Origin of the sequence: Rossellomorea sp. LjRoot5 (assembly GCF_964253455.1) — a bacterium.
GTDB lineage: Bacteria > Bacillota > Bacilli > Bacillales > Bacillaceae_B > Rossellomorea.
In genome coordinates, this window is record NZ_CAXUQN020000001.1 from 481,188 (window position 1) to 496,047 (window position 14,860).

The following is a 14,860-nucleotide window of genomic DNA, read 5'->3' on the forward strand; positions in this document are numbered from 1 at the left end:
GGCACATGGCAACAGCGGATCTGAAGTCGACGAGAATTCGTCTCGCTTACAATGATGGTCAGGATGAGAAAGGAAAGCCTAAGTTCGCGTACAAATCGTACAGCTACATCAATGCCCTGGCATCAGCCGATGAGATGAACAGTGCGGCTTTATCCATCGCAAGTCTTTCATCCAAAGCACTTTTCAACGTTGAGAAGCTCCAGAGTTTTGACATTAATGAGTAAGAGAAAGTGAGTGATACCACATGGGAAGGAGGTATAAACGATGGCAAAAGTATTGGAACTGGAATTTAAAACCGAGACGGGGAAGTCAGCGAAGTTATCCATTAACGACCCGATCGAGCCGATTGATACGGTAGCGGTGAAAGCAGCGATGGATAATCTGATCACGACAAATGTGTTCGCAAGTGCGACGGGGGCATTTGTGAGTGTGGAAGGTGCCCGGGTGGTGGAACGTAATGTGACGGATTATGATGTGATGTAATTTAGTGGAGGAATTTTAAAGGCAGCGGAAACCATTACGGTTCCCGCTGCCTTTTTTGATCTTATACATATACTTCAATCGTATTTGATTCTTCATGAAGCCATTTTTCAAGTTCCTGTCGTTTCAGTTTGATCCCGCCTCGGCGATAACGGTTGGGCGTCTGTTCAAAAGAGGCTTCCTGCCCGTTCACGACGACACGGTTTGATTCAGGCTGACCAAGATGATAGACAAAGGTGACAGGGCGATTCATGATCTCGAAGTCCATTCTCAATCCGTTGAGGTTGAATGGTAAGACCGGATCGATGACCCAATCTTCCCCTTCCTGACGAATACCCAAACAATTTGAAATCAGCTGGTTCATATAGATTCCAGGACCACTTGAGTAGATTCTCCATCCGCCTTTGACCGGTACACTTCCGTCACGCAGTTCGTTGAACCGTTCCTGTGCTACATAGCGAGTATTGAATTTACCGTCAGAGCTGCTGAAGTACGCATTGCTTTGTCTTCTTTCGGCATTTGGCACGACGTCTTTCAGGCCGATTGGATTGATGATTTGCAGTCCTTGCCACACTTCATCGGTTTTACCGAGCTTCGCCATGGCTTCCACATAGCGAATGTGGGCATGTACGTATTGTAGCCCGATTTCACGGCCGAAATTTGAAGCCTGTTCGGCACGTTTAAAGTGTGTACTTACTCCACCTTCATACTTGGCTGGACGGTTCATCAGCCGTACACCATCGGGACAGTAGAGATGCTCTTTGACCAAATGGTAATGTGCGTTCGCCTGTTCCGGTGTGAATAACTCTGAAATGATGCTTCGGTTCATTGGCAGAAGGCGGTAATGAATACCGGTCTTTGTATCTGTCGGATGCACCATGAACTCCGGGTTCCCCGCCTCTTCAATATAAACAAACCCGGGGATGACCTCATCCTTCAGAATATAGGTGTTGAAATCCTTCTGTATTCCCTGAGCCAATGCACCGATCTCCTGCGCCTCCTGATCAAATGTACCATCAAGAACGGCTGCCAGCTTCTCAAGCACCTGATAGGTGAGGGCGACGGTCCAGCTACTGGCCATATATTTCTTCAATTGAGCGTTAGCGGGCTGCAGGGTATCGTCCCAATCTCCATCACCGTAGGAAGACAAGAACGTGTCATGGAGGAAATTCTCCTTAATATAGGAGATTTCTTTTTGAATATGGTGAAGCAGTGTTTCTTTTTCCTCAGTAAAACCAAATCCGTTCCGTTCTGTATATGGGATTCTTTCATTCAGAATGCTGTAATCGTTCGTAGCTGCGATATAGTCGCCGACGACTTTCAGCGGCCAGACGATGATATCCCCGTGGCTGTCGTCCTGTTGGAATTTGTAGTACCGGTCAAACATGAACCATTGCGGCCAGTTTCCGTCATCCTCATACTGATGGGAGTAGACGGTTTTAATGATGTCTTTGACCGATTGATAATTCTGAGTCGCCATGAAGTACTCAGTCGGCCCCTGGCACACATCACGGGTACCCCAGGCTGCTCCGCCGTATTGCTCGAGCCCGTGGGGAACGGAATAATGAACGAGCATATTATGTGTGTACCACCAGGCGAGGGAGTTCACTTTTTCCAATTCTGCAGGTACATCGTCGCCTAAGGATAGCCTGAATCCGTTCATGACCTTATGGTAATAGGCACGATACTTTTCGATTTCTTCCGTTATATCCCGTGTCTTAAACGGTTGCTCTTCCCCATCGATCAATCCCTGAATCATCATATTCCATTCGGACGTTTCACTTATATCGATGACAAGCAAGGAGGCAGAATTTTTTTCAACGTTTTGAGCCATTCTTTCTTCGTTCCCCACTTTAATGGAAGCGCCGTCCACGTTCATCCGGTAGCGTAACTGCGGGAAAACCTCACTGCTCTCTGACTGGCGGTCTGCCGAGATCATCAGCCCATTTGCCTCTTCTTCCACATGAAACCCGACTTCATATTCATGGTTGTTCATCGTTACCTGATTGGTGACAAGGTAGCGGTGGTGCTGCTTGTTTTTGGATTCGACATGAAGCCTGACTTCAGGTGAGTCCACAACGGTATAGTTGGTGACGATAATCGTATCATCAGCCGTTTTATAGTACCAGCGGGCATAGTTGAATCCAAGTTCAAACATGGATGGCATGGCAAGTAATCGATACGATCCAGCGATTTCGATGTAAATTCGCTGACCCGATGTTTTCATCACGTTCAGATGATTTCGTTGATTCGTCATCATTTTGTTGAAGGATGTGTTGCCGACAACGAGCTGAGAATTGAATAATCCATACATGAATGAAGTGGTGGTGATGGTATCTTCTTTCAGTTGATGGTTCTGTCCTGACATCAGAATATGTCCATGGGGTCTTTCCGTCATCAATTCTTTTTCTTTCAATACGACATGTTCATGGGTTTCAGTGAAGAAGGAGAGGAGTGAATCTCCTTCGCGCTCTTCATTACGTCTGGTAGGGAAATAGGCGCCGACTTCTTCCTCGGTCATGGATAGAGAAGAAAGTGGATCACCGAATTCCGGGTTCAAACGTACTTGATTTGTTAATGGAGCAAATTCAGATTGAGCCTGTGCCGCTTCTTGCCATGCGGCTTCTATCTCTTCCTGAAACTCCAGTGATGAAATGGCGGCTTCATGGTTTTCTTTGAAGGCACCGTAGAAAACAACATGCGTTGACCCTTTCAGTCGTATTTTTTCTGATTGTAGCGCTGTATAAGCAAACTCATATTGATAGACTTCATTTGCAAGGGTGGCACTTTTTAACGCTTCAGGTTCGTTCGTATCTTTATATGTCAGTCCATAAAATTGAAATCCGTCCGTCGAGTAGCCGATTGTCCTTCCAAGGGCTCCCTGTTGAATATAGGGGAATCCACTTGATTGGGGCTGGTTTTGCCGGGAGCAAAGGACGTAGCCTTTCTCTTTATCCTGGAACACTTTATGGTCGATGTACTGTGACATATAGGCTTCGTTGGAACGAACGGCCCCAATGTCTGCAAGACCGAGGTCCTGCCCGTAAATGACGTCCACTTCAGCATCCGTCCCATCAAGTTTCACATCCCAGAACCATACGCTTTTTTCTGTTAAGGTGAACGTGACTTCATAGGAAATCGTTTCAAATGATCCCGTCCATTTGACCTGTGATTCAGCGAATTGTACGTTGCTTGATGACTTCACTCCGATAAGAGGGATGAAGTTGATTCCTGAAGGCTCATGAATGCGCAGATAGAGATTATTGAGTGAGCCGTCGATCGGGTTTGTCACTAACTGATTGATCATATTCTGTTTATGTGTGACGGTGAAAAGGTCACCGGTTTTTAAAAAATCAAATTGAAGATCCCCTGCTGTTAATTGAACATGTGAATGCATCGTTTTTCCCTCGATTCTTCTATTTTGTTAGTGTGAATGTTTTCTCCGTGACCTCTTTGCTGTTTCTTCCGATAAAAGCGGTAAACGTACCTGGATCGCTCGTATATTGAAGGTCAGAATGATGATACCTTAATTGCTCTTCCGAAATCGTAAACATGACGTTTGTCGTTTCTCCCGGCTTCAGGCTGATTTTTTTGAAACCTTTCAATTCCTTTACAGGTCGGATCACTTCTCCGCTGTGATCGCGGATATAGAGCTGTACGACTTCATCACCTGCAACTGGACCGTCATTTTTCACCTGAATGGAAATATCGAGGGACTCTTTTTCGCTTATCGTTTCCCGTGATAACGTCATGCCGGAATAGGTGAAAGTGGTGTAGCTTAAGCCGAACCCGAATGGCAGCAGCGGGTCGTTCGGGATGTCGAGGTATTGCGATACATACCGTTCCTGTGCATCAGGTGCCCCTTGAGGTCTGCCTGTATTGAAATGATTATAATAAACAGGCACCTGTCCCACATGATAAGGGAAAGACATGGTTAAACGTCCTGAAGGATTCACGTCTCCATATAACAAATCGGCAATGGCATTCCCGCCTTCCGTACCTGGATACCAGGCCTCAAACACTGCGTCTGTTTCATCCAGTACTCCGTGTAAGTCAAGGGGGCGTCCGTTAAACAGAACGGCAACCATCGGCTTATCCAATGATTTCAGATGCCCTATAAGTTGTAATTGAGCAGAAGGGAGCTGTATGTTCGCTCGGCACCCGGCTTCACCGCTCATTTCCGAACCTTCCCCTAAGGTCAATACGATCACATCCGCGTCTTCGGCTGCTTTCACAGCTTCCTCCACCTGGGCGTCTGTGATGCTTTCGATGTCACAGCCTTTGGCGACGGACAGGTCGGTGATTTTCTTTAGAAGTCCCTCTTTTACTGTGACGGCTTCGTCCTTTGAACCAAGCCACGACCATGGTCCCAATATGTCCCCGTTCTCTGCAAACGGACCTATGAGGGTCACTTTTTGTTCCTTTTGAAGAGGAAGGATCTGTTCATTTTTCAATAGGACGCAGGATTTAGCCGCAAGCTCCCGAGCGGCGTTTCGATGTTCTGCGCTCATGACGACTTCCGCTTCACGCTCCACGTTTGCTCCGCGATACGGATTTTCAAACAGTCCCAGCTTTTCTTTTAACTGTAAAATTCGTAAGACAGCTTCATCAATGATCGACTCATCCACCATTTTTTCTTCTACAAGCTCTTTTAAGTGATTCACATAGGCGGTTGTCATCATTTCGATATCCACCCCTGCCGTGATCGCCTTATAAGCCGCTTCCTTTTCGTTCTCCGCCACTCCATGGGGGATCATTTCCTTCACTGCTCCCCAATCGGAAATAAGCACGCCGTCAAATCCCATCTCTTTCCGGAGAAGATCCCGCATCAAGCGTTTGTTTCCGGTTGCAGGGATACCGAAGACACTGTTAAAGGCGGTCATCACCATTTCGCAGCCTTCATCAAGTGCAGCCTGGTAGGCAGGGAGATAATTCTCACGAAGCTCTCTTTCAGACATATCGACGGTATTATAGTCACGCCCGCCTTCAGAAGCGCCGTAAGCAGCAAAGTGCTTCACACACGCCGCCACCCTTTCCACTTCAGCAGTCAAGTCCTGACCTTGGAAACCACGGACGAAGGCTCGTGCGAATTCACCGTTCAGAAAAGGATCTTCTCCCGTTGATTCCATCACTCTTCCCCAGCGAGGATCGCGGACAAGATCGACCATCGGGGCAAACGTGACATGAACACCTGAAACGGAAGCTTCCTTTGCTGCAATCTCCGCGCTCTTTTCGGTTAACTCCAGATCCCAGGAACATCCGATGGCGAGTGGGACAGGGAAAATCGTCTTAAATCCATGGACGATATCGGACATGAATAATAAGGGGATCCCCAGGCGGTTTTCTTCCAAGTGCGTGCGCTGGATGTTGATAATTTCTTTCGCTCCCGATGCTCCGAGGACGGAACCGCTGTTTTGAACGACTTCCCCGGTTACACCCATTTCAGCCATAGGACCGGTGATTTGTCCCTGTTCTTTCGCTCCTTTGAAAAAAGGTGTGGCCAACTGCATAAGCTGGGCGATTTTTTCATCCAATGTCATTTGATTCAATAGTGAAAGCAGCTTGTTTTCCCTCATGGATAGACCCTCCGTATGACGATTCATTCGTTTATTTTTTTAACTTTAGTGAAACGTTTCGATGAACAATTGAGTTGAATTATAAGCGGGTTTCAGCGGATAGTCAACCCGTCCATTCTTATCCATTAACTACCTTTTACTGCTACACACCAGTGTTTTACTGGTGTTATAGGCACCTTTGTCAGGCAGTAGATATGTTGAATCAAGTAATTTTTAAAAAAGTGTTGAAAGCGTATTCACGTTTGATTATAATATAGTTATCGAAACGTTTCAATAACTTGAATGATTTTTCATGACAGATAAACTCTCCTATTAAATGAGGGATCATTCTGATGCGCTTTACCATTTTTAAAGGTGTCAAAACAAATGGAAATGGAGATGGGGAAATGAAAAAGACAATGTGGTCCTTACTACTAATCGGTATTCTGGCTTTATCCACGATTCTTACAGCCTGCGGAGGCAATGGTGAGTCGAAGGATGGAAAGAAAGAAATCACCGTGTGGGCGATGGGTGAAGAAGGTAAGAAGCTGAAGGAAATGACTTCGAAGTTTGAAGAAGAAAACAAAGATATCTCTGTCAAGATCCAAGCGATCCCTTGGGGGAATGCTCATGATAAGCTCCTTACGGCAGTCGCTTCAGGAAATGGCCCGGACGTCCTTCAATTAGGGACGACATGGGTACCGGAATTCGCAGATGCAGGTGCACTACTGGACTTGACTCCATACTTGGAAGACTACCCGGAATTCAAACCTGAAAATTACTTTGAGGGGTCCGTCACTTCTATGAAGTATGACGACAAAGTCATCGGTGTCCCTTGGTATATCGATACACGCGTACTATACTACCGCACAGATCTATTGAAAGAAGTCGGATACGACAAGGCTCCTGCTACTTGGGATGAATTAAAGGATGCGGCCAGTAAGCTGAATAATCGGGGCGACGATGTGTATGGATTGGATATCGACCGCAATGATCAGATTACACCATTCATCTTTGCCTGGCAGAATGGGTACGAATTTGAAGGTAAGGATAAGATGAACTTCGATTCTCCTGAATTCAAGGAAGCAATGGAGTATTACACCGACTACTTTAAAGAAGGCATCAGTCCTACGACAGAAGGAATCGATATCGTACAGGCATTCAAAGATGGCGTTAAACCAATGTTCTTCAGCGGCCCATGGATGATCAACATCATCAACGATCAGGCACCTGACTTGAAGGATAAATGGGCTGTAGCCGTTATGCCTAAGAAAGAAACGAACACATCAAGCATGGGTGGATCCAATCTATCTGTTTTCCATAATTCTGAGAATGTGGACGAATCACTGAAATTCATCTCTTATATGAATAAAGTGGACACGCAAATGGAATGGCTGGATGTATCCAATACCCTTCCTTCACGCGTCGATGCATGGGAAGAGCCTAAGTTAAAAGAAGATCCGATGCTGTCTGTCTTCGGTAAACAACTGGAAGATACAAAAGCATCACCGCAAATCAAGGAATTTGAAGTGATTGCACAGGAGTTCCTATCTACCATCGAGAAAATCACGGTCGGTGGAGCCGATTTAGACAAAGAGCTTGAGAAATTCAACAAAAAAGCAAATGAAATCGTAGAGAAGTAAGAGAGACTAAATAAAACTGACGCTGGCATAAGAATAAAATGGAGTTACAGGTGTACTGCCTGAACTCCATTTTTAACATCATTTTGCGTACGTTTAGATAGGTGGGATATCATGAGCAATGGATGGAAAAACAGTATGAGCAAAAATAAACATCCCTATATGTTTATTGCTCCTGCAGTGATCATTTTAACTGTTTTCAGTATTGTTCCTATTATTGTAGCTTTTTTGATCAGTTTCACAGACCTTGACCTAAAAGGGCTTGCCGACTGGTCGAATGTCAGCTTTATCGGCCTGGACAATTACTCGGCGTTAGTGTCGGATGAATTGTTCCATAAGTCGATTTTCAACACATTGTTTTATGTGGTCATTGGCGTTCCTCTTGTCATTGTTTTCTCATTAGGGATCGCCCTGCTGCTGAATTATGGGACAAGTAAACTGTTTACCGTATTCCGCGGCGTATACTACATGCCTTCGATCACGAACATCATTGCCGTCGCCGTGATATGGGGATTCTTATACAATACCGAATACGGATTATTTAACTACTTACTATCTTTACTCGATGTCGAGAAGATTCCTTGGTTAGGAGAGCCAACGATCGCCAAGCTATCGTTGATTGTGTTAGCCGTATGGAAAGGGATCGGGATCAATATGATCATTTTCCTTGCTGCCCTGCAGGGGATTCCAAAGTCCTATTACGAAGCGGCGGAGATGGATGGGGCGAACCGTTGGCAGGTATTGAAGAATGTGACGATCCCGTTACTGCGCTACGCCACTTTCTTCGTCACGGTCACAACGCTGATCGGATGGCTGCAATTCTTCGAGGAACCATTCGTTATGACCAACGGTGGACCACTTGATGGGACAATTTCAATGGCGTTATTCATCTATCAACGAGGATTCCAGTTCAGTGAATTTGGATATGCAGCCGCAGGCTCATTCATCCTGTTTGTCATCATCATTATCATCACGCTTCTTCAATTTAAGATGAGAAAATCTGATACAGAATATTAAGAATGAAACTATACAGTATCGGGGCTGAATATATGAAAACCAAAACAACGAAAAGTAAAGCGGAAAAGCTGTTAATCATCCTATTGCTTGCTCTCGGCGGGATTATCGTATCCGTGCCATTTATATGGATGATCTCAAGCTCGTTCAAGCCTGAAAGTGAAGTGCTTCAAATACCGCCAAGCTTGATACCGGAAAATCCGACCCTTGAAAACTACGTGAATTTATTTGAAAGCATGAATTTTGGAGTGTATCTACGGAACACGCTCATCATTGTACTATTTTCCTTTGTCGGTCTATTTTTTAATGCCATGGCCGGTTATGGATTTGCCAAATATCAATTTAAGGGCAGGGAGAAAATCTTCTATATCGTGCTTGCCACGATGATGATTCCTGCACAGGTTACGATGATCCCAGTCTATTTGATACTGAATGAAATGGGACTGACGAATACGATGACGGGGATTGTGCTTCCGGGACTGGCCGCTGCCTTCAGTATTTTCTTATTCAGGCAGTTCATGACGACGATCCCGACGGACCTGATTGAAGCAGCCAGACTCGACGGAGCAGGGGAATTCTATATTTTCTTCCGATTAATTGTGCCGATTGCGAAGCCGATCTTCGCCGTACAGGGGATCCTTACGTTTATCGGTGCGTGGAACAGCTTCCTATGGCCGTTGATCATCGCCAATGATGAAAGCCTCTACACATTATCCGTCGGGCTGTCATTGCTGCAGGGTCAATATGCCAACAACTTCGGCCTGCAGATGGCCGGCGCCGCCTTCATGGTCGTGCCGATCATCATCATCTTCTCCTTCTTCCAGAAATATATCGTCGAAGGATTTACGATGTCAGGCATTAAATGATTGACGTGTACCAGGTACAAAGCGTAATGATTGTACCTGGTACATTTCTTTAGTTATACGTTAAAAAAGAGGTGAAACACGATGGAAAAGGCATGGTGGCACAAATCCACTATTTATCAAATATACCCAAGAAGCTTCAATGATACGAACCGTGACGGGATCGGGGACATTCCCGGCATCATCGAAAAGCTAGATTACCTCAACCTTCTCGGAATCGACATCATCTGGTTAAGCCCGGTCTATCAATCCCCGAATGACGATAACGGCTATGACATCAGCAATTATTATGAAATCATGCCTGATTTCGGTACCATGGAAGACATGGAGACATTGATCGAAGAAGCAAAGAAACGGGACATCCATATCATGATGGACCTCGTCATCAACCATACATCAGATGAACACCCGTGGTTCAAGGAGTCCAGGAAATCAAAGGATAATCCTTATCGGGATTACTATATTTGGCGGGAGAGTGGGGACGGACCTCCAAGTGATATTCAATCCGTCTTTAGTGGATCCGCATGGGAATGGGATGAACAGACTGGCGAGTATTACTTTCACCTCTTCAGTAAAAAACAGCCTGACCTCAATCTTCATAACCCCGACGTGCGGGAACATTTATACAAAATGATGAACTTCTGGCTCGCTAAAGGAGTCAGCGGTTTCCGTATGGATGTGATCGATCTGATCGGGAAGGAGATCGATGAGAAAGTATTGACAGATGGACCAAATCTCCATCATTACTTACGGGAGATGAATGAAAAGGTCCTTTCTCAATATTCAACGGTCACTGTGGGAGAAACTCCTTCGGCTACGCCGGAAACCGCTCAGCTTTATACAGGGAAGGGACGGAATGAACTTGATATGGTGTTCACCTTTCAGCATATGTCCCTGGACGAGCAGGCGGGGGAAGGTAAGTGGGCGTTGAAGGAACTGAATTTCGTGGAGCTGAAAAAAGTGCTGAGCGAGTGGCAGACCTCCCTGTTTCAGAAGGGATGGAACAGTTTATACTGGAATAACCACGATCAGCCCCGCATCGTTTCCAGATGGGGGAATGATCAAGAATATCGTAAAGAATCCGCCAAGATGCTGGCAACCGTTCTTCACATGATGCAGGGGACGCCTTTCGTCTATCAAGGGGAAGAAATCGGGATGACGAATAGTAACTGGGACGATATAACCCAATACCGTGACATTGAAACGATTAACTACTTTCATGAAAAGAAAGCAGAAGGTGTCCCCGAGAGTGAGATTATGAAATCGATCCGGACGAAGGGCAGGGACAATGCCAGGACACCGTTTCAATGGAATGACGAGACTCATGGCGGTTTTACCGAGGGGAATCCGTGGATTGAAGTGAACTCGAACTTTAGCGAAATTAACGCGGAACAGGCATTGAAGGATCAGGACTCCATCTTTTATCATTATCAAAAACTCATTGTACTCAGAAAACAACTGGATCTCCTCGTTTATGGAGAGTATGAGCTACTATTGGAGGATCATCCTGAAATCATGGCGTACACGCGGAAGTGGGACGATCAAACGCTGTTGGTAGTCGCGAATTTCTACGGTAATCATCCAGACTTCCATCTTCCTGTAAATGTTGATGATTCAAATGCAGAAGTGATCATCAGCAACTATTCCGATACCAGTGAACGACCTTCAGACATCAACACCCTTCGTCCCTACGAAGCGATTGTATACTTATTAGAAAAATAACCCAATACTTGAAGCGCTTTCATGTATAATGAACAGAAGAAATCAGTACAGAAGGATGCCTTCATTTATTTAGCAATTAGGATGTGAACTTATGGCAACCATCAAAGATGTGGCTAAGCTTTCCGGAGTCGCCGTTTCGACCGCTTCTTATGCATTGAACAACAGTAAGAAAGTCAGTGAAGAAACACGACAGAAAGTTTTAGCGGCAGCCAAACAATTGAATTACCAAAAAAACGGGCTTGCTTCGGATTTGAAGCGGACAAGCACGAATACCATCGCCTTGATTCTGAGCGATCTGTCAGGACCTTACTATTCCGAGCTGATCAAGGGTGTACAGGATGTGACCTCGACGAACGGATATGATTTGATCGCCTGCAGTTCCATCGGGGGAGCACAGTCCACCGCCGTGAAATTTTTAAAAGAAAAAAGGGTTGATGGCGTCATCATCCTTGCCCATAATATCGATGACGAGACGATCCTGGAATCGGCAAGGGAAGGCTTTCCGATCGTGGTTCTCGACCGGAGCATCAAAAGCGATTATGTCACCCAGATCGAAGTCGATAATGTTCACGGAGCCTTCGTGGCAACTGAACACTTGATTGAGAGGGGGAGCCGTGACATCGCGTTTATCAGCGGACCTTATAACTCCCATGACAACGAGCTTCGTTTCCAGGGTTTCCGGGAAGCTTTGGATAAACACGGGATCGACTATAAGTCGAAATGGAAAGTATCAGGGGGCTTCACCCGTGAAGGGGGCTATCAGGCGACCAAAATGCTGATCGCCCAACGGGATGTCCCACAGGGTATTTTCTATGCGAATGATGAAATGGCCATCGGCGGGCTACAGGCACTGAACGAAAAAAACATTTCCGTTCCAGGGGACATTTCTATCATTGGCTTTGACGACATCCAGCTGTCAGAATACGTGTCCCCGCCACTGACAACCATGCGTCAGCCAAAATATGAAGCGGGTGCGCTTGCCGTTCACCTTATCTTTCAGATGCTCTTGAAGGAAGAGGTCGATTCGTATTACAAACTCACAACGGAACTGATAGAGAGGGATTCGGTGAAAAGCCGTTGACTGAGTGGAAGAACCTGACCTTTCCTGCATGGGAGAGGTCGTTTTTTGTGCGACGGGCAGTCGCACCTTGAGTGTTCCACACTCAAGATGAATTGTTAAGGGTTGGAGTACGATACGTAGTATAAACGGCTCCCGAATCCCGGAAGATTCATCGTCTCGAAGGTGAAAGTCCTTCCGTTAGAGTGCTGATACAACTAACGAAGACTAATCTAGGGCATAATTGTGAGATTGTGTTCGGAGGAGATGCGGATAATCGAGAGACCCGTAGTCGGATGTGCAGACCCAAATGCAAAAAGTGTGAAGCACGGCGGCTGGGTAAGTTGGCGACCATGCGAAAATAATGGGAAGTCTTAAAGGTGTTCATTCAAAGAATCAGCCGAATGAGCTCAACTTATCAAGTGATGGTGCTGGGTATGTACAGAAGGAAAGTGCGATGACCCCGTGAGATCTCTATCTTACCGTCAGGGCATTGTCCTATAAGGAATTCCGAAATGGATAATGTGGATAGAGAAGTCAGACGTTCTCATAGTACGGAAGTAGCCAGATGACAAAACATCTGGTGAACGGAAGGGGAACGACCTTGTGACTCTACACAAGTAAAGGTGTGTAATGACAACAGACCACGATACTTCGGTATAAACGAACTGAATGTACACAATGAAAGGTGTGGAATACGTAGTGAATCAAGAATTAAAGCTTAAATGGCATAGTGTATACGGACAACTACTGTTTGACCGTAAATTGAAAAGTGCGTGGGAGAAAGTAAAAGCCAACAAAGGTTCAGGTGGAATCGACGAAGTAACTCTTGAAAAGTATGAGGAGAACCTGGATGAAAATCTAGATAATCTACTCGGCAAACTGAGAGCGAAAGAATATGAGCCTACTCCTGTCAGACGCTCCTATATACGCAAGAAGAATGGAAAACAGAGACCTCTCGGTATTCCTACGGTCGAAGATCGGATTGTTCAACAATCTCTGCGAAACGTATTAGAACCAAAATTCGATGACCATATCTTTCATAATTGGTCATGTGGGTATCGTCAAAATCGCGGAGCCAAACGAGTTGTACAAATTATAATGTGGAATATTGAACAAGGATACAATCACATTTATGATTGCGATATCAAAGGCTTCTTTGACAATATCCCGCACAAGAAACTGATGAAGGTCCTAAACAAATATGTAGCGGACGGTACAGTCCTAGACATGATTTGGAAATGGCTAAAAGCTGGATACATGGAAGAAGGGACCTACCATCGCTCAGATTCAGGTACTCCTCAAGGTGGAGTGATTTCTCCACTTTTAGCGAATATCTATCTGAACGAACTGGATTGGACACTTGATTTACACGGCATTCGATTTGTACGGTATGCCGATGACTTCCTCCTTTTCGCCAAATCCAAAGAGGACATTAAGAAAGCCGAACAAATCACAAAAGAGAAACTCGATGAACTAGGTCTGGAAATTTCTATCGAGAAGACTAAAATTGTCGATTTCAATCATGATGATTTCGACTTTATTGGTTTTACGTTCCAACACTGGAGAAAACGTAAGAAGGATGGTAAACCTTACTATTTAGCCAAACCAAAAGATGAGACCTGGAAAGACTTTCGAATGAAAATTAAGAGAGCCACCAGGAAAACACTCACCTTAAGCAGAGAAGCGTGGTACCAACGCGTAAACTCCATCATTCAAGGAAAGGTAAACTTCTATCTAACCTTGTGGAAAGCGATTGAAGAATTCAAAGAGAAGGGATATCGACTGAACTGTTGTTTCAACATATTCAGAGATGAACTACTGGCAATAGATTCTTACACTCGCCGAAGGCTGAGAGTCGCTATGCTTCACAAACATCCTTCACAACGAAAAGGATGGGTGATGAGTACGAAATGGAACATTGAATTCTTTGCGTGTACAGGTCTTAAATCTGCTTTTCAAATATATTACGGAAAACAGTATGGAGATGGTATTGAATACTACCTCCAATACATGAAAGATAAGCAAAAGAAGAAATACAAAAGAAGTCTGGAGAGAGCAAAAGAAAAGGGAGAGGAATACTTTTCTTCACAACGACTTTCTAAAATACACTGTGCGAATAAGTTTGCATCATCTTGAACTAAGCGGAATCACATTGGTAAGCCGTATGCCTTAATAGGGCACGTACGGTTTGATGAGGGGGTGGCCTTGAGAAAGGTCACCCTACTCTATTATATAAACAGAATTACGTTGCCAGGACAACGAAGATAACGCTTACATAAAAAACCATCAAAATCATCTATTGACTTCCCGTCCCATACCCAGTATTATCCTCTATAAGATAAAATTTTGAAAATTACATACTTTCAATTATCCAGAGTGACCGAGGGATCAGGCCCTATGACGTCCGGCAACCTCCAGTAATGGAACGGTGCTAATTCCTGCAGAATGATTTCATTCTGAGAGATAAGTCGAGATAAACAGGCGATGCTTCTTTCAGTTGAAAGAGGCATTTTTTATTGGAGAAAA

Annotated in this window: 10 protein-coding genes and 1 riboswitch; of the genes, 8 read left to right on the forward strand and 2 right to left on the reverse strand. The window is 45.0% G+C overall.

Translation table 11 applies throughout. The features are described from left to right. The first annotated feature begins 5 nt into the window (after positions 1 to 5). Both ACSQ2E_RS02395 and ACSQ2E_RS02400 read left to right on the forward strand, forming a co-directional pair. The gene (locus ACSQ2E_RS02395) at positions 6 to 224 is read left to right on the forward strand and encodes a DUF1659 domain-containing protein (RefSeq protein WP_060672475.1); all 219 of its coding nucleotides are present in this window, start codon (positions 6 to 8) and stop codon (positions 222 to 224) included. Between the two features lie 40 nt (positions 225 to 264). Continuing rightward, positions 265 to 483: a DUF2922 domain-containing protein gene (locus ACSQ2E_RS02400; protein WP_098438972.1), complete on the forward strand. Its 219-nt coding sequence runs from the start codon at positions 265 to 267 to the stop codon at positions 481 to 483. A gap of 61 nt (positions 484 to 544) precedes the next feature. Here ACSQ2E_RS02400 and ACSQ2E_RS02405 read toward each other — a convergent pair whose 3' ends face one another. Both ACSQ2E_RS02405 and bglX read right to left on the reverse strand, forming a co-directional pair. Continuing rightward, positions 545 to 3,877 carry a GH36-type glycosyl hydrolase domain-containing protein gene (locus ACSQ2E_RS02405; RefSeq protein ID WP_435989177.1) on the reverse strand — a complete coding sequence of 1,111 codons (3,333 nt, stop codon included), beginning with the start codon at positions 3,875 to 3,877 and terminating at the stop codon, positions 545 to 547. 19 nt (positions 3,878 to 3,896) lie between these two features. Further along, the gene (bglX, locus tag ACSQ2E_RS02410; RefSeq protein ID WP_435989178.1) at positions 3,897 to 6,056 is read right to left on the reverse strand and encodes a beta-glucosidase BglX; all 2,160 of its coding nucleotides are present in this window, start codon (positions 6,054 to 6,056) and stop codon (positions 3,897 to 3,899) included. 386 nt (positions 6,057 to 6,442) lie between these two features. Between bglX and ACSQ2E_RS02415 the strand changes: the two genes are divergently transcribed. The 6 genes from ACSQ2E_RS02415 to ltrA all read left to right on the forward strand — a co-directional run bounded on the left by ACSQ2E_RS02415 (position 6,443) and on the right by ltrA (position 14,470). Beyond that, complete coding sequence (locus tag ACSQ2E_RS02415) at positions 6,443 to 7,678, forward strand: sugar ABC transporter substrate-binding protein (RefSeq protein ID WP_435989179.1); 1,236 nt, start codon at positions 6,443 to 6,445, stop codon at positions 7,676 to 7,678. A 111-nt stretch (positions 7,679 to 7,789) separates the two neighbouring features. Further along, positions 7,790 to 8,692: a carbohydrate ABC transporter permease gene (locus tag ACSQ2E_RS02420; RefSeq protein WP_435989180.1), complete on the forward strand. Its 903-nt coding sequence runs from the start codon at positions 7,790 to 7,792 to the stop codon at positions 8,690 to 8,692. Between the two features lie 32 nt (positions 8,693 to 8,724). Continuing rightward, complete coding sequence (locus ACSQ2E_RS02425) at positions 8,725 to 9,555, forward strand: carbohydrate ABC transporter permease (RefSeq protein WP_435989181.1); 831 nt, start codon at positions 8,725 to 8,727, stop codon at positions 9,553 to 9,555. A gap of 81 nt (positions 9,556 to 9,636) precedes the next feature. Then, complete coding sequence (locus ACSQ2E_RS02430) at positions 9,637 to 11,274, forward strand: alpha,alpha-phosphotrehalase (RefSeq protein WP_435989182.1); 1,638 nt, start codon at positions 9,637 to 9,639, stop codon at positions 11,272 to 11,274. Between the two features lie 91 nt (positions 11,275 to 11,365). Then, a complete protein-coding gene (locus ACSQ2E_RS02435) occupies positions 11,366 to 12,355 on the forward strand; it encodes a LacI family DNA-binding transcriptional regulator (protein WP_435989183.1) in 990 nt (329 codons plus the stop codon). A gap of 678 nt (positions 12,356 to 13,033) precedes the next feature. Beyond that, positions 13,034 to 14,470 (forward strand): group II intron reverse transcriptase/maturase, encoded by a 1,437-nt coding sequence (gene ltrA / locus ACSQ2E_RS02440; RefSeq protein ID WP_435989184.1) that lies wholly within the window; start codon positions 13,034 to 13,036, stop codon positions 14,468 to 14,470. 228 nt (positions 14,471 to 14,698) lie between these two features. Further along, positions 14,699 to 14,804, forward strand: a riboswitch (SAM riboswitch). Positions 14,805 to 14,860: the final 56 nt, after the last annotated feature.